The organism is Anaerobacillus sp. ABA4_114, from assembly GCF_056159065.1.
Genome location: NZ_JBSWUM010000001.1, coordinates 77,796 through 96,333 on the forward strand (window position 1 = coordinate 77,796; position 18,538 = coordinate 96,333).

Consider the following 18,538-nt stretch of genomic DNA (forward strand, 5'->3'; position numbering starts at 1 on the left):
TGTTATTAAAAGAATGGTGGCCCCGAGAGGAATCGAACCTCCGACCTGCGGTTTAGGAAACCGTTGCTCTATCCCCTGAGCTACGGGGCCGAATGGATTTTATTATACAATAAAAGGCAATGTATGAAAAGTAATAGCGCGGCTATTATTCTAGCCGCGCCTTCCGTTCGTTTCCCCCAATTGATTGTTTACTCGGTAACCCAGCTTTTCATGTAAGCTTGATCTTCATAATCCTTCGCCTGCTCAATCGTCTTGAGCGGTCGGAACGTGTCGATCATGACAGCAAGCTCGAGCGTTTCTTTTTTGCCGATACTTCCTTCGATCTTACCTGGATGCGGGCCATGAGGAATACCAGATGGATGCAAGGTGATCGAAGCCTCTTCGATCCCTTTACGACTCATAAAGTTTCCCTTTACATAATAAAGCACTTCATCACTGTCGACGTTACTATGAAAGTAAGGTGCTGGTATCGACTCTGGATGATAGTCATATAATCTTGGCACGAATGAACATACAACGAAGTTATGTCCCTCAAACGTTTGGTGAACCGGCGGAGGCTGATGAATACGACCCGTTATCGGTTCAAAGTCACGGATATTGAACTTCCACGGATAAAGGTAGCCATCCCACCCAACGACATCCAATGGATGATGGTCGAACACATGTCGATGCAAGCTGCCACGTGCTTTTGTAACGACCTCAAACTCACCCTTCTCATCATACGTATTCAAGCGCTCAGGCCCACTGATGTCTCTCTCGCAGAAAGGGCTGTGTTCCATCAACTGACCGTATTCATTCCGGTAGCGTCTAGGGGTTGTGATGGCGCTCGTTGCCTCGATCACTAACCAGCGGTTCTCGTCGTTCGGGAAGACACGATAAATCGTTCCGATGGGAATCAACACGTAATCGCCCGGCTCATAGGTGATCTCACCAAACATCGTTTCAATCTTACCAGTACCATGATGAACGAAGAAAAGCTCATCTCCATCACTGTTTCGGTAAAAGTAATTCATCGATTCTGCAGGATTCACAACTCCGATCAAAACATCCTCATTCCCCAGGAAATAACACCTATCGACAACAGCATCCCCCTTTTTGTCGTATGCTGCTGTACGGAAATGACGATGCCTCAATGCATCCTGCTTCTCATACTCGGGTAAAGCATCTTTTAAATAATTCGCTTCCTTTACTGCTGTAGGAAAATGATGGTGGTAGAGGATGGACTGAATGCCTGAGAATCCTTTTGTCCCCATCACCTGTTCTCTATAAAGGGATCCATCCTCTTTCTTAAACATCGTGTGTCTCTTATGAGGAAGTTCCCCCACCTTCTGGTAAAAAGCCACTCTTATTCCTCCTCTCCAACAACATTGATCAGGCTGCCGAGATGAGTAATAGAGAGTTCCACTCGATCACCAGCCTTCAACCAATCACGTCCGGTTTGCTCAAGGATACACCCGCTGCCCACGGTACCCGATCCGATTACTTCCCCTGGATACAGCGTGACATCTTTCGAAGCTCGTTCGATCAATTCCCCAAATGAATAGTACATGTCTTTCACATTTCCCACGGAATAACGTTCACCGTTCACATAAGCTTCCATCTTAAGGTCGAGTTCGCCGTGCAGCGGTAATTCATCCGGCGTAACAAGATATGGTCCGAAAGAAGTTGCAAAATCCTTCCCTTTTGCAGGCCCGAGCCCTACTTTCATCTCTTTCGCTTGTATATCCCGCGCACTCCAATCGTTCATGATCATGTAGCCGAATAGATAGTCGCTTGCTTCACTCGCTTTTATATTTCTACCTTTTTTGCCTATGACACAAGCTATTTCAAGTTCATAGTCTAGTTTCTCACAGTCTTTTGGTGAGGCAATAACCTCATCTGGACCTTTTACAGCATGATGATTTGTAAAGTAGAAGACGGGAATCTCGTACCATTCAGGGACCACATCAAGTCCTCTTTTGCCTCTAGCCGTAATGACATGTTCTTCAAACGCATAAAAGTCTCTTATACTAGCAGGGCAAGGAAGAGGTGCTTTCAGCTTGACTTGGGACAGGTCGTGCCCATCGTTTAATTCTAAACGATCAAGTGCATAATCCCCTTTAACAATTTCTAAAAGGTCATCTGGCACCTTGCCGTTAGAAGCTTGATGGACGTTATACACCTTTTCTCCCTTTAAAACCCCTGCATGCTCTTCACCTTGCAACTCATACGTGACGAATTTCAATGTCCTCAGCTCTTTCCTTCAGCCGTTGTTTTTCTTTTGAGTGTAAATGTATCGCTTGTAGCTCGAGTGTACTCCTGCCCTGCAAGTCTTCCAACAGGCTTCAAAAGTTCTGTCTTTATCTTGCCATCTTCATATAACTCATCCCGAACATGGACCATCACGACTTTCCCGATTACGAGACTGCCCGCCCCTTCACGGTCCCCAAATTCAACGATCTGATCGAGTACACATTCAAGCTGCACATCGCTCTCTTTCACCCTTGGAGGGGTAATGCACTCACTTTCAATTTTTGTTAGACCAGCTTCAACAAACTCATCTGTTTCACGATCGAAAGGGGTCGCACACTCATTCATTTGCTCAACGATCTTTTCTCCTACGATGTTGATCACGAATTCCTTCGTTTCTTCTATATTCAGCAGGGTGTCTTTCTTATCACCTTCACCCGCTTTTCGCATCGGTGCAAAGCAAACCATCATAGGATCCGCACATATTCCAGTGAAAAAACTAAATGGTGCAAGGTTTTCTCTGCCGTTACGATCGATACTAGAGACAAACGCGATGGGACGAGGAAGAACGGAACCGATCAGTAATTTGTATGCATCTTTCCACGCAAGTGTATCTGGTTGAACTTTCATACTGGCAACTCCTTTTCTACCATTTTCTCGATTTTATAAGTTGCCTCTTCGTTCTTGTTCACGTTCAATTGCCTGGAAAAGCGCCTTAAAGTTCCCTTCACCGAATCCTTTTGCACCTTTACGCTGAATGATTTCAATAAATAGCGTTGGACGGTCGACGACAGGTTTCGTGAAAATTTGGAGAAGATAGCCTTCATCGTCTCGGTCTACCAATATTTTCAATTCACGAAGCTTGTCGATTTCTTCATCGATCTCACCAACTCGCTCCGTTAACACATCATAGTAATTATCAGGAGCTTCTAGAAACTCTACACCTGCATCTCGTAATTTTGCTACTGTTGTTACGATGTCGTTCGTCAAAACAGCGATATGCTGCACACCAGGGCCATTATAGTAATCTAAGTATTCCTGAATCTGTGACTTTTTCTTTCCCTCTGCAGGTTCATTGATCGGGAATTTAATTCGACCACCGTTATGCATAACCTTGGACATTAAAGCGGAATATTCCGTACTGATGTCTTCATCGTCAAAGTGAATCATTTGTTTAAAGCCCATTACATTTTCATAGTAAGAAACCCATTCCTCCATCGACTCCACGTTCCCTACGCAATGATCGATACCGAGAAGTCCTGTCGTCTGTGATGGAATATCACCTTCGAACTGTTTGAATCCTGGTAAAAACACGCCCTCATACTCTTTTCGTTCGACTAATGTATGAATCGTGTCACCATATGTACCGATGACAGCTTTTTTTACTGTTCCAAACTCATCGTTATATTCTTTCGGAGGGCTAAGTTCGATCGCTCCACGCTCTGCAGCTTCTTTGTAAGCCTTTTCAACATTTTCCACAGTAAGAGCAATGTCCTTAACGCCGTCTCCATGAAGTTTGACAAAATCTGCAATTGGATGATCATTTGAAAGAGCACCTGTTAGAACTAGTCGAATATTATTCTGTTGAAGCACATAGGATACTTTCTCGCGATCACCTGTTTCTAGTCCAGAGTAAGCGACTGGCTTAAAACCGAATGCCTTACAAAAGTAATGAGCTGATTGCTTTGCATTACCAACATAAAGTTCAAGATAATCCACATCATGCACCGGGAAAAAATCTACGGTATCCTGCTGGCTACTATTCAACGTTTGTTCCTGCACGCAAATCCCTCCAATTTTTGTTAGTCAACCAGCTTAAACGTAAATCTTTTTCACAAACCTTTCAAGAGTATCTATTAAAGCCATAACGCTTTCCTGTATTGGTGCGCTTTACTCGATGTCGGTTTTCTTTTCAAATAAATGAGAGAGAGGATAAATCGTCATGCTTTGTATTATGAGAGATAACAGGACTGCTCCAAACGTAATGGACAGGATATCGTGATCGATCGATGCGTTATCGACTTCTAAGCTAAGGAGCAATGCGACTGACATCGTTCCTCGTATGCCAGACCAAGTCACAAGCGAAATATCTTTCCAATCGAACTCACTACGCCAAGCTTTAAACATCTTTATGATACTCGTTAAAACCAGGAACCGAATGATGATTGAAGCTAAAAACACAAGAGTAATAAACAGCCAATGATCAAGTGCCAAATAATTTGTCGTTTCTATTCCGATCAACAAAAAGATCAATGCAAGAATACTCGGTTCAACAACTTCCCAAAAGCTGTTTAAGTACTCTCTGTAGTGTGATTCTTTGATCAATCGATCAAGCTCATAAGAAAGGACTACTCCAGCTGCAACAACGGCAAGTACGCCTGATACTTCAAGGGCTTCTGCTGCATAAAAGCTTCCATAAGCAAGAACGATGCTTAACATGACCTGATACTGACGATGATGGGTAAGACGAATCGCACGACAAACAAGATAGCTAAAAATCGCACCGATCGCTACTCCCCCTATGGATACGAGAATGAAATCATAGATGAAAGAACTCACAGAAAAAGTACGACCCTGCAACAGCATTCCTGCGAACACGCTAAAAAGAACGATACTCGTCCCATCGTTCACCATCGATTCGCCTTCCACAACATCTGCGATCTTAGGGTCTTTCGATGTTTTCTTTAAGATCGAAACGACAGATACTGGATCAGTCGGTGTCAAAATGGAAGCGACTAGCAAGGCGCCAAGAAATGAAAGAGAAAAGAATGGGTCGCTCAATAAGAAGATGGTTCCTCCTAAAAGAACTGCACTCACAATAATGCCGAGTGTACTTAGCATAGAAATGATGCCTGCATGCTTTCTAAAGTGATCGAATGGGAACTGATATGCGGAGATAAATAGCAGTGCTGGTAAAAACCATTCAAAAAGAATCTCTTTTGTTATATGTACAGATTGAAAGAAGGGAATAAAAGACAAACTAATTCCAATGAGTAAGAGAACTAACGGTGCAGGAAAGTTCTTCTGTTTCGTGTCGATCGTATAAACCAGATAACCTATGAATAATAAGATTAGAATATGATGAGATCCCATGCTTCTCCCCCTTTCCATAACGTTTCTTCCCCATCATCCAAATATAAAACAGGAAGGTTTTTTTTACCTTTAAGTCAATGGTTTTAACCCTGTCCACAGTTCTTGGTCTATGCTACAATTATCTTTGTCTATAAAAAAGAGAGCAAGATCTGGTTAGCATAGGAAACGACGGAGGAGGATACGTATGAACCAGACCCCATTTATTGCCGTCGAAGGCCCGATCGGTATTGGAAAGACCTCTCTCTCCCGCGCTATTTCTGATTACTATCAGTTTAAACTTTTTCAAGAAATCGTAGAAGAAAATCCGTTCCTCGGTAAGTTCTACGGCAACATTGAAGAGTGGAGCTTCCAAACCGAGATGTTTTTTCTTAGCCATCGATACAAACAGTTAGAAGAGATGGATAAACACTATCTATCCAAACAACGTCCAGTCATCTCTGATTACCACATTTTCAAAAATAAAATTTTTGCCCAACAGACACTGAGTGACAAGCACTTTTCTAAATATATGAAGATCTACGATATTTTAACCGAGGGCATGCCTGAACCGAACGTGATCATCTATTTGAATGCTAGCCTCGAAACGTTATTGAATCGTATTTCACAGAGAGGTCGTCAAATAGAGAAAGACATTGACCCCTCTTACCTTAAGCGATTATCGTCTGACTATGAACGGTTTATGCAGGAGTTCGAAGCACATCACCCTGATATACCTGTTCTCCGGTTCAACGGCGATGAGATGGACTTCGTTGCAAATGAACAAGATTTGCAGACCATTTTTGAATCCCTCGAATTAACCTTGAAAGAAGGAGACCCTGTATGAATCTAAGAGAAAAATACAACATTCCACAGGACGCCGTCATAACGATTGCAGGTACTGTTGGAGTTGGTAAATCTACAATTACAAGTTCACTTGCAAATGCCCTGCAATTTAGAACATCACTTGAAAAAGTTGATAATAACCCGTACCTTGAGAAGTTCTATAATGACTTTTCCCGCTGGAGTTTCCACTTACAAGTTTATTTTCTAGCTGAACGATTCAAAGAGCAGAAGAGAATGTTTGAGTACGGTGGAGGTTTTGTACAGGATCGTTCGATCTATGAAGATACGGGCATCTTTGCAAAAATGCACTATGAAAAAGGAACGATGTCGAGCGTCGATTACGAAACGTACACGAACCTTTTTGAATCCATGGTCATGACGCCTTTCTTCCCACATCCTGACTTAATGATCTATCTTGAAGGATCTTTCGAGGATGTTGTCGATCGTATCAAGGAACGCGGACGTCCGATGGAACAGCAAACGCCAACTGCGTACTGGGAAGAGATGTATGAGCGCTACAACAATTGGATCGATAGCTTCAACGCATGCCCGATCCTTAGACTTAACATCAATGAATATGACCTTGTGAACGACCCGTCTTCAGTTGAACTGATTCTAAAAAGAATCGAACAGAAATTTAACCAGATTCCATTATTGAGCAGATAAATAAAGAAGGAGCTATCCGGTGGATAGCTCCTTTTTCATATAGATAAAAAAACATAAAAAAACCGCTGTCTGCAAGAGACAGCGGTCATATAATCTCCAAATTATATGCGCGTTGGTAGTTCAATTAGTTAATGGCGGAGGAAGAGGGATTCGAACCCCCGCGGGCCGTTAAGCCCCTGTCGGTTTTCAAGACCGATCCCTTCAGCCAGACTTGGGTATTCCTCCGTGTGTGTTGCTTAATAACTCGGTGACACGAATAATATCTTATCACCGGTTCGGTATGAAGTCAACACTTTGAATGAGATTTTTTATTTTTTATATAAAAGGGGGATTTTCTCCCCCTTTTTTCCTTTATTTTAAAACTTCACGGCCACCCATATATGGACGCAGCACTTCAGGTACAATGACCGTACCGTCTTCTTGCTGGTAATTTTCTAATATAGCAGCAACCGTTCTTCCAATCGCTAGCCCAGAGCCATTCAACGTGTGAACAAACTCAGGTTTTCCGTTCTTTTCTCTACGGAACCTGATTCCTGCACGGCGCGCCTGGAAGTCTTCAAAGTTACTGCAAGAAGAGATTTCTCGGTAAGTTCCATAGCTCGGGATCCATACTTCGATATCGTATTTCTTTGCCGCAGTGAAGCCGAGGTCTGCTGTACACATGCTCATCACACGGTAAGGCAGCTCTAGTAACTGAAGGACCTTCTCAGCGTGTCCAGTAAGCTTCTCAAGCTCATCATAAGACTCTTCAGGCTTTACAAAACGAACAAGCTCAACCTTGTTAAATTGGTGCTGACGAATCAATCCTCTCGTATCACGACCTGCAGATCCTGCTTCTGAACGGAAGCAAGCACTAAATGCAGTGTATGCAAGTGGAAGATCAGCGCTATCAAGAATTTCATCACGGTGGAAGTTCGTAACAGGTACTTCTGCCGTTGGAATCAAGAAGTAATCTTCTTCACGAATTTTGAAAGCATCTTCTTCAAACTTAGGTAGCTGACCAGTTCCTGTCATACTTTCGCGATTCACGAGATATGGAGGTAGAATCTCTTCGTATCCATGCTCAGATTCATGAAGATCCATCATGAAGTTAATAAGAGAGCGCTCTAGACGTGCTCCCGCTCCTTTATAGAAAGCAAAACGGCTTCCTGTAACCTTAGATGCTCGTTCAAAGTTAATGATGTTCAAATCAGTCGCAATATCCCAGTGAGGCTTTGCTTCAAAAGAAAAGTCTTTTCTTTCTCCCCATGTACGCACCTCAACGTTGTCATCCTCTGTTTCACCAACAGGTACGCTCTCGTGAGGAATATTTGGAATATGTAGGAGGATTTCCTCTAACTCCCCTTCTACACCGCGAAGCTCTTCATCAAGCGTCTTCACTTCGTCCCCAACTTCACGCATCTCTTTGATAAAATGATCAGCATCCTGCTTTTCACGCTTGTATTCTGCGATTTTCTTTGAAACTTCATTACGCTTTCCTTTAAGTTCTTCAGTCTTCGCGATGAGATCTCTTCTTCGCTGATCAAGCTCTTCAAAACGGTCAAGACCAACAAGATCTTCCCCACGCTTTGATAACTTTTCTTTTACTTCATCAAAATTCTTACGTAGAACCTTTAAATCAATCATGCTTTTTCCTCCTTTTTTACGATAAGCGTCTTAGGAATACAAAAAAGCCCCCGTCCCCTTGGAAAGGGACGAGAGCTACCCGCGTTGCCACCCTGATTGCAGACAATTGCCTGCCTCTTAACAGAATAACGGTCTGCTCCGAGAAAGCTTACTAACGTTCAGCTTTCTACTCAGGGATGGATTCACAGGGTTCAACGGTCGATTCTCACCAGCCATCGACTCTCTTAGCGTTGAACATCTATTACTATTTCCCGTCAACGTTTTCGTATATCTTGTATCACAAGCAGAGTTTTTATGCCCCGCTTCCTAGTACGTAATAATTTACACGAAAATTCACTCGGTTGCAAGCCCTTCTTTTTTAAACTCAAGGACCATGTCGATAAAGAGCTGATGCATGCGATCGTCATCCGTCAACTCTGGATGGTACGCACATGCAAGGAAGCGTCCGTCACGTGCTGCAACCACTTTGTCGTTGAACGTAGCTAGAACTTCGACACCTTCTCCAACTTCTTCGATATAAGGCGCACGGATGAAGACACCTATGAAAGGCTCTTCAAGTCCTACAACGGATAACGGTGCTTCAAAGCTTTCTCTTTGACGTCCAAACGCGTTACGCTTTGCTTTTACATTCATGACGCCAATATGAGATTCATCCATCCCGTCAATACGCTCTGCAAGCAGGATGAGGCCAGCACATGTACCAAAGATCGGCTTCTCAGCAGCAAAAGCTTTTAAAGGCTCAAGAAATCCATATTGGTTGATAAGGCGGCGCATCGTTGTACTTTCGCCTCCAGGCAGCACAAGACCATCGAGGTCATCAAGCTGCTCGATGCGTTTTACAACAACGATTTCCGCTTCTTTTGTTTCTAATGCTTTCACGTGTTCTCGAATTGCACCTTGCAGTCCGAGGACTCCAACTTTCACCATACTGCTTTCGACTCCTTTGATCTATATCTAAGTAAGACCCCCACCTGGATTGCTCAGGTGGGGGTGATTGAATGAATTACCAGCCGCGTTCCTGCATGCGTTCAGTAGGCTGTAGTGAAGAAATTTCAATTCCTGGCATCGCGATACCAAGGTTTTTAGAAATCTTAGCGATCAACTCATAATCTTGATAATGAGTTGTTGCTTCCACGATCGCTTTTGCAAACTTCTCTGGGTTATCTGATTTAAAGATACCAGAACCAACGAATACACCGTCAGAACCAAGTTCCATCATTAGCGCTGCATCTGCAGGAGTAGCGATACCGCCAGCAGCAAAGTTTACGACTGGAAGACGTCCAAGCTCTTTAATTTGAAGAAGAAGCTCAAATGGCGCTTGAAGGTTTTTCGCTTCAGTCATCAGCTCATCTTCAGACATGCTTGAAATTTTACGGATTTGGGATTGAATAAGACGCTGATGACGCACAGCTTCAACAACGTTACCTGTTCCAGGTTCACCTTTCGTACGAAGCATCGCAGCACCTTCACCTACTCGGCGCAGTGCTTCACCTAGGTTACGAGCACCACAAACGAAAGGAACAGTGTACTTACGCTTATCAAGGTGATATTCTTCATCAACTGGAGTTAGTACTTCACTCTCATCAATGTAGTCAACACCCATTGATTCAAGAACACGAGCTTCAACGATGTGACCAATACGGCATTTTGCCATTACTGGGATCGATACTGCGTTTACTACCTCTTCTACGATAGTAGGATCAGCCATACGAGCTACCCCGCCAGCTGCACGAATATCGGATGGAACGCGCTCAAGTGCCATTACAGCGACTGCACCAGCTTCTTCTGCAATCTTTGCTTGCTCTGCGTTCACCACGTCCATGATGACGCCGCCTTTTTGCATTTCAGCCATACCACGTTTTACGCGATCTGTACCTGTTTGTTGATTCATCTATATTCCTCCCATATTTATAATAGATAAGTGATATTTTTTTAAAACCTACATTAAACGTATCTATTGTAACATTTTTTGAAGACTTGTCCTATCGTCTTCGCTTTGATTTCCTAAAAGATTTTAAAAATACTCTCCAAATTTGCATTTGAAGAGTATTCTCACCTTATTTCCTGAAAAATATTAGCTAAAAAGTCCTTTTACAGCTCCAGCTGCACTACTCCAGATACTTGAGAAAAAGCCTCCGATCGCTCTCATGGTGAGCGTGAACCAACCAGCTTTCTCAACTGAATCTGTCGTTACAAGTGGTACAGAAGAACTTTGTTCGCCTGTAATGTATCCGAACTCTTCACCAGTTGCTTTTAGCATAACCTGGCCTACTTCCTCACCTTCTTTTAACGGTGCTGTTAATTCACCATCTTCAGTGAGTAATTTATCGTTCAGCTTGTAGCTCGCTTTATAAGCTTCTTCCGTGCCGTTCTGAACGATCGCATTAAACGATGCACCAGCAGCTACTTCTACTTGCTTTTCTTTCCCTTTTACAACGGAAATCGTAGAATCATTCTCTACTTGATCACCTTTAGTAATGATTGTTTTTGCTTCAAAATTATCGAATCCGTAGTTAAGTAGTTTTGATGTTTCTTCAAAACGTGCTTCATAAGAATCTGTCTTCATCACAACTGAAATCAGGCGCATGTCACCTTGCTTTGCAGTACCTGTGAATGCATATCCTGCAAGGTCAGTCGATCCTGTTTTCAAACCATCGATCCCTTTTACAGGATACTTGTTTGAATAAACAAGTGAAGGAAGAAGCCAGTTCCAGTTCTTCATGACGATTTTGTCATCCGTGCCGTCACGGAAGTTCTTCACTGGGATGCTTGCCGTATCAAGCACTTCAGGGTAGTCCTTAATCAAGTGGTAGGCAAGAAGTGCAGTCGATCGAGCAGACATCATATTCTCTTCGTTCGGTTCACCTGCTGGGTGATTTCCACGAAGGTCTTTGTTATTTAAACCAGAGCTGTTAACGAAACGGTATTCCTTCATACCCATTTCTTTCGCCTTGGCATTCATCATCTCGACAAACTTCGTCTCAGTCCCCGCAACGTGCTCTGCTAGAGCCATCGTAGCAGCATTTGCTGAATAGATCGCCATTGCTTCATAAAGCTCTTTGACGGAGTATTGAGCATCTGAACGAAGGGGTACATTGGAAAGACTTCTATTTTGAGAAAGAATATGTATATTCTCACTAATGCTTACTTGATCGTCCCAATTAATCTTCTTTTCGTGAATTTGTTCAAGTATTAAGTATTCTGTCATCATCTTTGTCATACTTGCAGGCGCGAGCGTTAAGTCTGGATCTTTTTGATAAAGAATCTTACCAGATTCGGCATCTACTAAAATCGCTGCTTTTGCGTTAATATCGGGTGCCTCTGCAGCTTCTGCATGGCTAGTACCGAAAGTTCCTGCTAAAAGTAAAACAAATGCCATGGTTAAAATCATGGCTTTAAAACCAAGGTTTTTCAACCCTTACACCTCCAACTGAGTCTCACATAACCGCTATTTTATCACAACTAAAATTAAAAAAATAGATAGAGGAAAGTCCCCTATCTACTTTTCTAACGTATTTAGTTTAATTTGTCACAGACCTGATAAAACTTCCTTCAAAAGTACTATCAAACGGAATAATTTGGCGCTTCTTTCGTCACTTGAACGTCATGAGGATGACTCTCACGAAGCCCTGCTCCAGTAATTCTGACAAATTGACTTTCTTCTCGTAACGCTTCTAGCGTTCTTGTGCCACAATAGCCCATACCAGAACGGATACCACCTAAGAGCTGATGAATCGTATCACCTAGCGGCCCTTTGTATGGAACACGGCCTTCGATGCCTTCAGGAACGAGCTTAGACATATTTTCCTGGAAATAACGGTCCTTACTGCCTTTTTCCATCGCCCCGATTGAGCCCATGCCTCGATACACTTTAAACTGACGACCTTGGTAAATTTCACGTTCGCCAGGACTTTCATCTACGCCTGCCAGAAGGCTTCCGAGCATGACAGCATGTCCACCAGCTGCGATCGCTTTTACGATGTCACCTGAGAACTTGATACCACCGTCAGCAATGATACTTACGCCGTGTTTCCTTGCTTCTGTTGCACATTCATAAACCGCAGTGACTTGTGGTACACCGACACCAGCGATAACACGCGTCGTACAGATCGATCCTGGTCCGATTCCGACTTTCACAACATCTGCTCCAGCTTCGATGAGTGCTTTCGTTCCTTCTGCTGTTGCAACGTTCCCTGCAATGATTGAAAGCTCTGGATATTCTTCACGTATTTCACGAACCTTATTAATAATACCAGCAGTATGTCCATGCGCAGAATCAAGCACGATGACGTCGACACCTGCTTCTACAAGCTTACTTACACGCATAAGCGCATCAGCTGTATTTCCTACTGCAGCACCTACGAGTAGACGTCCACGGCTATCTTTCGCTGATTGTGGGAACTGAATGACTTTTTCGATGTCTTTAATCGTAATCAGACCTCTTAGCGTACCATCATCATCTACTAGAGGAAGTTTCTCAATTCTGTGCTGTTGAAGCACACGCTCTGCTTCTTTTAGCGTCGTTCCAACCGGAGCCGTAACAAGGTTTTCTTTTGTCATTACTTCTTTAATTTGAATCGAGTAATCTTCAATAAATCGCAGATCTCTATTAGTCAGAATTCCAACTAGTTTTCGATCATCGTTCACGATCGGAACGCCAGAAATTCTATATTTACCCATGAGGTGTTCTGCATCGAATACTTGATGCTCTGGTGTTAAGAAGAAGGGATCAGTGATAACGCCACTTTCAGAACGCTTCACTCGGTCAACATGTTCAGCTTGTTCTTCAATCGACATGCTCTTATGAATAATACCAAGTCCACCTTGACGAGCCATTGCAATCGCCATAGGAGCTTCTGTCACAGTATCCATGCCTGCACTGATTATTGGGACATTCAGCTTCAAGTTCTCTGTTAGCTTTGTTTCTACAGATACTTCTCTTGGAAGCACATCAGAAAAAGCTGGTGTTAATAACACATCATCGAAGGTTAACCCTTCTTTTGCAAATTTTGTTTCCCACATCCCTTTCGTCCTCCTCTATTGGTCGTTTCGAAAAATTTATTAGTAGCTTATCAATTGGTTAAACTAGTGTCAAGAAAGATTGAATAAGTTTGAATTATCAAACAGGGAGGCTGTTTATGAGATACATGGAACCATACAAAACAACATGGCATGCTTTTCACTCATCTACCTTTGTTCAACAGTATCTCAATGATTGCTATTCTAAACTAGGGTTTGATGATTCAGAGAGGAAGAGCTACGACAACTGCTACCGCTTTATATATTTTATGGAATACGGCGATCGTTACTTTAAACACGCCAATACAGCGGATACGGAGTTAAAACCGATCCTGCTTTTTTACGGCATGATCCAGCTTTTAAAAGGATGTTTACTCACTCTAGATCCGAACTATCCTGGAGATACGCTCGTTTTAGCTCATGGCGTCACATCAAGAAAGCGTAAAAAACGTCAGTACTCTTTTCTGCAGGATGAAGTGAAAGGACAGAAGAATGGTCTATTCGAATACTTTTCAAGGAAAATGTTTCATGTGAAACAAGTCGAAGGTGAGAAGTATCAAATGAATGATCTTCTTAGTCTCATTCCAGAAATGAATTCGCTATTTGAAGTGCTGTCTAATAAGACACAAAGCTATAAGCTCCACCCTACTTCACCAAACTCTTTCACAGTGTCATCGAGTATTTTAGATACCCTCAATATGACGAGCGAGCGATTTGAAAATTATCTTAACCAGCATGTTCCTGTAAAAGTAACGTCCATCTCTTCTTCTACTCGTGGAGTATTGTCAGTGAAGCTAGATGGGCTATTTGTTAACCTGAGTGGTCGACCGTTATTACATATGGGAGATGACGTCTTCCTCCCTGCTCATCGTGCTCAATATAATGATATTAATGAAGTAATGGTTCACTACCTCTTACTGTATAATCTCAGTATGATCTGTCGGTATGAAACAGAATGGTGGGGAGATTTATTCCATGCAAGAGAGTCAAACGATCTTCCTTATATATTGGAGTTCTTAGATGTAACGTCAAATAAGGTTCCGAAGATGTTGTATGAGTATTTGATGGGGCAGGTATGAGGGATTAAGAGGGCTTTGAGAATGGGGAGTTAGGTGCAGTAAAGGTTGATTGGGTCTAGTGGAGGGGATTGATTAGAGCTTTTATCATCGATAATTTGGATTTATCGGCGATTTTACGCTTTTATCAGCGAAGCGTTGTTTGTAACTTTTGATTTGTTAAAAGCACATTCAGATAAAACCTTTTGGGGCGAGCGGTCCGGGCGATATCCTCGAAATTTTCATTTTATCCGAGATAATCAGGTTTTATTCGCGCTTTTCGATTTATATCCTCGAAACCAGGCCATTTATCCGCGATTCTGAGAATATATCCGCGAACCCTCAAACAAAACCCAGATAACACAGCCCCGCATTCAGACAAAACAAAAAAGCCAGAGCTCAATGCTCTGACTTTTCTCTTGCCTAGCGACGTCCTACTCTTGCAGGGGGAGAGCCCCCAACTACCATCGGCGCGCGAGCTTAACTTCCGTGTTCTCATACGGGGCGCGATAAGCGGCGAACTTCTTCGTCAGCTGCGCGATGCTGGATCCTCATAGATCTCCGAATATCTACTCCGGTCCAGCCTCACTTGCTTCCTCGAATTTCTTGCTTCTCCCACCCCTACGAAGCTTTCGAAGATGCCCTTTTCTCTCTTCTCAATGAAGGTACTTACCTTACGGTCTCGCAATAAAAACCAAAAAAGCATACAAAAAAGCATACAAAAAAGCCAGAACTCAATGCTCTGACTTCTCTCTTGCCTAGCGACGTCCTACTCTTGCAGGGGGAGAGCCCCCAACTACCATCGGCGCTGAAGAGCTTAACTTCCGTGTTCGGCATGGGAACGGGTGTGACCTCTTCGCCTTCATCACTAGACTATTCAGGTATTCCCTGAAAACTAGATAGCACTCGCAACGTATTCCAATATGTTTTAGGTTAAGCCCTCGATCGATTAGTATTCGTCAGCTCCACGTGTCGCCACGCTTCCACCCCGAACCTATCAACCTCATCATCTCTGAGGGATCTTACCAGCTTGACGCTGTGGGAAATCTCATCTCGAGGGGGGCTTCATGCTTAGATGCTTTCAGCACTTATCCCTTCCACACGTAGCTACCCAGCTATGCTCCTGGCGGAACAACTGGTACACCAGCGGTGTGTCCATCCCGGTCCTCTCGTACTAAGGACAGCTCCTCTCAAATTTCCTGCGCCCGCGACGGATAGGGACCGAACTGTCTCACGACGTTCTGAACCCAGCTCGCGTACCGCTTTAATGGGCGAACAGCCCAACCCTTGGGACCTACTTCAGCCCCAGGATGCGATGAGCCGACATCGAGGTGCCAAACCTCCCCGTCGATGTGGACTCTTGGGGGAGATAAGCCTGTTATCCCCAGGGTAGCTTTTATCCGTTGAGCGATGGCCCTTCCATGCGGAACCACCGGATCACTAAGCCCGACTTTCGTCCCTGCTCGACTTGTAGGTCTCGCAGTCAAGCTCCCTTGTGCCTTTACACTCTGCGAATGATTTCCAACCATTCTGAGGGAACCTTTGGGCGCCTCCGTTACTCTTTAGGAGGCGACCGCCCCAGTCAAACTGCCCACCTGACACTGTCTCCGCACCGGATCACGGTGCTGGGTTAGAATGTCAGTACAGCCAGGGTAGTATCCCACCGACGCCTCCACCGAACCTAGCGGTCCGGCTTCTATGGCTCCTACCTATCCTGTACAAGCTGTACCAAAATCCAATATCAGGCTACAGTAAAGCTCCATGGGGTCTTTCCGTCCTGTCGCGGGTAACCTGCATCTTCACAGGTACTATAATTTCACCGGGTCTCTCGTTGAGACAGTATCCAAGTCGTTGCACCTTTCGTGCGGGTCGGAACTTACCCGACAAGGAATTTCGCTACCTTAGGACCGTTATAGTTACGGCCGCCGTTTACTGGGGCTTCGATTCAGAGCTTCTCCCGTAAGGGATAACCCCTCCTCTTAACCTTCCAGCACCGGGCAGGTGTCAGCCCCTATACATCGCCTTGCGGCTTGGCAGAGACCTGTGTTTTTGCTAAACAGTCGCTTGGATCTTTTCACTGCGGCTCCCCTGGGCTATTCACCCGAGGAAGCACCCCTTCTCCCGAAGTTACGGGGTCATTTTGCCGAGTTCCTTAACGAGAGTTCTCCCGATCGTCTTAGGATTCTCTCCTCGCCTACCTGTGTCGGTTTGCGGTACGGGCACCTCTTTCCTCACTAGAGGCTTTTCTTGGCAGTGTAGAATCAGGGACTTCGGTACTTAAATTCCCTCGCCATCACGACTCAGCCTTCACGGTGAACGGATTTGCCTATTCACCAGCCTAATCGCTTGGACGCGCATATCCAGCAGCGCGCTCTCCCTATCTTTCTGCGTCCCCCCGTCGTTCAAACGGAAAGGAGGTGGTACAGGAATATCAACCTGTTATCCATCGCCTACGCCTTTCGGCCTCGGCTTAGGTCCCGACTAACCCTGAGCGGACGAGCCTTCCTCAGGAAACCTTGGGCTTTCGACGGACAAGATTCTCACTTGTCTTTCGCTACTCATACCGGCATTCTCACTTCTAAGCGCTCCACCAGTCCTTTCGGTCTGACTTCGCAGCCCTTAGAACGCTCTCCTACCATTGTCGTAAGACAATCCACAGCTTCGGTGATACGTTTAGCCCCGGTACATTTTCGGCGCAGCGTCACTCGACCAGTGAGCTATTACGCACTCTTTAAATGATGGCTGCTTCTAAGCCAACATCCTGGTTGTCTAAGCAACGCCACATCCTTTTCCACTTAACGTATACTTTGGGACCTTAGCTGGTGGTCTGGGCTGTTTCCCTCTCGACTACGGATCTTATCACTCGCAGTCTGACTCCCGCGGATAAATCGTTGGCATTCGGAGTTTGACTGGATTCGGTAATCCGGTAGGGACCCCTAGTCCAATCAGTGCTCTACCTCCAAGATTCTTGCCGCGAGGCTAGCCCTAAAGCTATTTCGGAGAGAACCAGCTATCTCCGGGTTCGATTGGCATTTCACCGCTACCCACACCTCATCCCCGCATTTTTCAACATGCGTGGGTTCGGGCCTCCATTCAGTGTTACCTGAACTTCACCCTGGACATGGGTAGATCACCCGGTTTCGGGTCTACGACCACGTACTCCTTCGCCCTATTCAGACTCGCTTTCGCTGCGGCTCCGCCTTCTCGGCTTAACCTTGCACGGGATCGTAACTCGCCGGTTCATTCTACAAAAGGCACGCTGTCACCCATTAACGGGCTCCAACTAGTTGTAGGCACACGGTTTCAGGTTCTCTTTCACTCCCCTTCCGGGGTGCTTTTCACCTTTCCCTCACGGTACTGGTTCACTATCGGTCACTAGAGAGTATTTAGCCTTGGGAGATGGTCCTCCCGGATTCCGACGGGGTTTCACGTGTCCCGCCGTACTCAGGATCCGTCTCGGAGGGCAGCGGATTTTGACTACAGGATTGTTACCTTCTCTGATGGACCTTTCCAGGTCGCTTCGTCTATCCGTGCCTTTGTAACTCCAATGAGACGTCCTACAACCCCAGAGGGCAAGCCCTCTGGTTTGGGCTGTTTCCGTTTCGCTCGCCGCTACTCAGGAAATCGCGATTGCTTTCTCTTCCTCCGGGTACTGAGATGTTTCAGTTCCCCGGGTATGCCTTTTACTTCCTATGTATTCAGAAGTAAATACCATCCCATTACGGATGGTGGGTTCCCCCATTCGGAAATCTCCGGATCAAAGCGTACTTACTGCTCCCCGAAGCATATCGGTGTTCGTCCCGTCCTTCATCGGCTTCTAGTGCCAAGGCATCCACCGTGCGCCCTTAGTAGCTTAACCTTAGATTTCGTTAGAAACAGTGTTCTAACGTCATCGATGCACATCGTAAGATGTGACTAACTAAGTTATAACGCAAAAAATAATAATTATTGGATGTCGTTGTTTGTGCTATCTAGTTTTCAAGGAACGTGAAAGAATACAATCATTCTTTCAAAACTAAACGAAACGC

General features: G+C 44.6%; 13 protein-coding genes, 2 tRNA genes, 2 rRNA genes and 1 other annotated feature. Of the genes, 3 read left to right on the forward strand and 14 right to left on the reverse strand.

Annotation, left to right across the window (positions count from 1 at the left end; translation table 11 throughout):
• Nucleotides 1-14 precede the first annotated feature (14 nt).
• The 6 genes from ACXAEY_RS00370 to ACXAEY_RS00395 form a co-directional block, all read right to left on the reverse strand.
• Nucleotides 15-90 (reverse strand) — tRNA-Arg (locus tag ACXAEY_RS00370).
• Nucleotides 91-188: 98 nt separating this feature from the next.
• Nucleotides 189-1,295 (reverse strand): homogentisate 1,2-dioxygenase, encoded by a 1,107-nt coding sequence (locus tag ACXAEY_RS00375; protein WP_474814682.1) that lies wholly within the window; start codon nt 1,293-1,295, stop codon nt 189-191.
• A gap of 50 nt (nt 1,296-1,345) precedes the next feature.
• The gene (locus tag ACXAEY_RS00380; protein ID WP_474809737.1) at nt 1,346-2,224 is read right to left on the reverse strand and encodes a fumarylacetoacetate hydrolase family protein; all 879 of its coding nucleotides are present in this window, start codon (nt 2,222-2,224) and stop codon (nt 1,346-1,348) included.
• Between the two features lie 5 nt (nt 2,225-2,229).
• On the reverse strand, nt 2,230-2,859 hold the full coding sequence (locus ACXAEY_RS00385; RefSeq protein ID WP_270182955.1) for a flavin reductase family protein: 630 nt from the start codon (nt 2,857-2,859) through the stop codon (nt 2,230-2,232).
• 33 nt (nt 2,860-2,892) lie between these two features.
• Nucleotides 2,893-4,011, reverse strand: coding sequence for a 4-hydroxyphenylpyruvate dioxygenase (gene hppD, locus ACXAEY_RS00390; protein ID WP_270182956.1), 1,119 nt, complete (start codon nt 4,009-4,011; stop codon nt 2,893-2,895).
• Between the two features lie 108 nt (nt 4,012-4,119).
• On the reverse strand, nt 4,120-5,322 hold the full coding sequence (locus ACXAEY_RS00395) for a cation:proton antiporter (RefSeq protein ID WP_474809739.1): 1,203 nt from the start codon (nt 5,320-5,322) through the stop codon (nt 4,120-4,122).
• 184 nt (nt 5,323-5,506) lie between these two features.
• On the opposite strand from ACXAEY_RS00395, the gene ACXAEY_RS00400 reads away from it, so the two are divergent.
• Together ACXAEY_RS00400 and ACXAEY_RS00405 are read left to right on the forward strand one after the other, a co-directional pair.
• Nucleotides 5,507-6,145, forward strand: a complete 639-nt coding sequence (locus ACXAEY_RS00400; RefSeq protein ID WP_270182958.1) for a deoxynucleoside kinase — start codon at nt 5,507-5,509, stop codon at nt 6,143-6,145.
• Entirely contained in the window at nt 6,142-6,810 is a 669-nt protein-coding gene (locus ACXAEY_RS00405; protein ID WP_270182959.1) for a deoxynucleoside kinase, read from the forward strand. The genes ACXAEY_RS00400 and ACXAEY_RS00405 overlap by 4 nt, the downstream gene beginning before the upstream one ends.
• Before the next feature lie 132 nt (nt 6,811-6,942).
• On the opposite strand, the gene ACXAEY_RS00410 is transcribed toward ACXAEY_RS00405, so the two are convergent.
• The 6 genes from ACXAEY_RS00410 to guaB all read right to left on the reverse strand — a co-directional run bounded on the left by ACXAEY_RS00410 (nt 6,943) and on the right by guaB (nt 13,458).
• Nucleotides 6,943-7,035 (reverse strand) — tRNA-Ser (locus ACXAEY_RS00410).
• Nucleotides 7,036-7,161: 126 nt separating this feature from the next.
• Nucleotides 7,162-8,436 carry a serine--tRNA ligase gene (gene serS / locus ACXAEY_RS00415; RefSeq protein ID WP_474809742.1) on the reverse strand — a complete coding sequence of 425 codons (1,275 nt, stop codon included), beginning with the start codon at nt 8,434-8,436 and terminating at the stop codon, nt 7,162-7,164.
• A gap of 61 nt (nt 8,437-8,497) precedes the next feature.
• Nucleotides 8,498-8,703: a binding site (T-box leader), on the reverse strand.
• Between the two features lie 66 nt (nt 8,704-8,769).
• The gene (gene pdxT, locus ACXAEY_RS00420; protein WP_474809744.1) at nt 8,770-9,363 is read right to left on the reverse strand and encodes a pyridoxal 5'-phosphate synthase glutaminase subunit PdxT; all 594 of its coding nucleotides are present in this window, start codon (nt 9,361-9,363) and stop codon (nt 8,770-8,772) included.
• Between the two features lie 76 nt (nt 9,364-9,439).
• Complete coding sequence (pdxS, locus tag ACXAEY_RS00425; RefSeq protein WP_270182962.1) at nt 9,440-10,327, reverse strand: pyridoxal 5'-phosphate synthase lyase subunit PdxS; 888 nt, start codon at nt 10,325-10,327, stop codon at nt 9,440-9,442.
• A 183-nt stretch (nt 10,328-10,510) separates the two neighbouring features.
• Nucleotides 10,511-11,827, reverse strand: coding sequence for a serine hydrolase (locus ACXAEY_RS00430; protein WP_474814684.1), 1,317 nt, complete (start codon nt 11,825-11,827; stop codon nt 10,511-10,513).
• A 173-nt stretch (nt 11,828-12,000) separates the two neighbouring features.
• Nucleotides 12,001-13,458 carry an IMP dehydrogenase gene (guaB, locus tag ACXAEY_RS00435; RefSeq protein WP_270182964.1) on the reverse strand — a complete coding sequence of 486 codons (1,458 nt, stop codon included), beginning with the start codon at nt 13,456-13,458 and terminating at the stop codon, nt 12,001-12,003.
• A 116-nt stretch (nt 13,459-13,574) separates the two neighbouring features.
• Between guaB and ACXAEY_RS00440 the strand changes: the two genes are divergently transcribed.
• Nucleotides 13,575-14,534, forward strand: a complete 960-nt coding sequence (locus ACXAEY_RS00440) for a YaaC family protein (protein ID WP_474809746.1) — start codon at nt 13,575-13,577, stop codon at nt 14,532-14,534.
• A gap of 732 nt (nt 14,535-15,266) precedes the next feature.
• Here the strand turns inward: ACXAEY_RS00440 and rrf are convergent.
• Nucleotides 15,267-15,383: ribosomal RNA gene (rrf, locus tag ACXAEY_RS00445) — 5S ribosomal RNA — on the reverse strand.
• A gap of 56 nt (nt 15,384-15,439) precedes the next feature.
• Nucleotides 15,440-18,369, reverse strand: a 23S ribosomal RNA gene (locus tag ACXAEY_RS00450).
• Nucleotides 18,370-18,538 lie beyond the last annotated feature (169 nt).

Bases quoted from the DNA above. Each gene is read 5' to 3' on its own strand.
- guaB (WP_270182964.1), bottom strand. From the start codon at position 13,458: ATGTGGGAAACAAAATTTGCAAAAGAAGGGTTAACCTTCGATGATGTG.
- ACXAEY_RS00400 (WP_270182958.1), top strand. From the start codon at position 5,507: ATGAACCAGACCCCATTTATTGCCGTCGAAGGCCCGATCGGTATTGGA.
- ACXAEY_RS00405 (WP_270182959.1), top strand. From the start codon at position 6,142: ATGAATCTAAGAGAAAAATACAACATTCCACAGGACGCCGTCATAACG.
- serS (WP_474809742.1), bottom strand. From the start codon at position 8,436: ATGATTGATTTAAAGGTTCTACGTAAGAATTTTGATGAAGTAAAAGAA.
- ACXAEY_RS00430 (WP_474814684.1), bottom strand. From the start codon at position 11,827: ATGATTTTAACCATGGCATTTGTTTTACTTTTAGCAGGAACTTTCGGT.
- ACXAEY_RS00375 (WP_474814682.1), bottom strand. From the start codon at position 1,295: ATGTTTAAGAAAGAGGATGGATCCCTTTATAGAGAACAGGTGATGGGG.
- ACXAEY_RS00440 (WP_474809746.1), top strand. From the start codon at position 13,575: ATGAGATACATGGAACCATACAAAACAACATGGCATGCTTTTCACTCA.
- pdxT (WP_474809744.1), bottom strand. From the start codon at position 9,363: ATGGTGAAAGTTGGAGTCCTCGGACTGCAAGGTGCAATTCGAGAACAC.
- pdxS (WP_270182962.1), bottom strand. From the start codon at position 10,327: ATGAATCAACAAACAGGTACAGATCGCGTAAAACGTGGTATGGCTGAA.
- ACXAEY_RS00385 (WP_270182955.1), bottom strand. From the start codon at position 2,859: ATGAAAGTTCAACCAGATACACTTGCGTGGAAAGATGCATACAAATTA.
- ACXAEY_RS00395 (WP_474809739.1), bottom strand. From the start codon at position 5,322: ATGGGATCTCATCATATTCTAATCTTATTATTCATAGGTTATCTGGTT.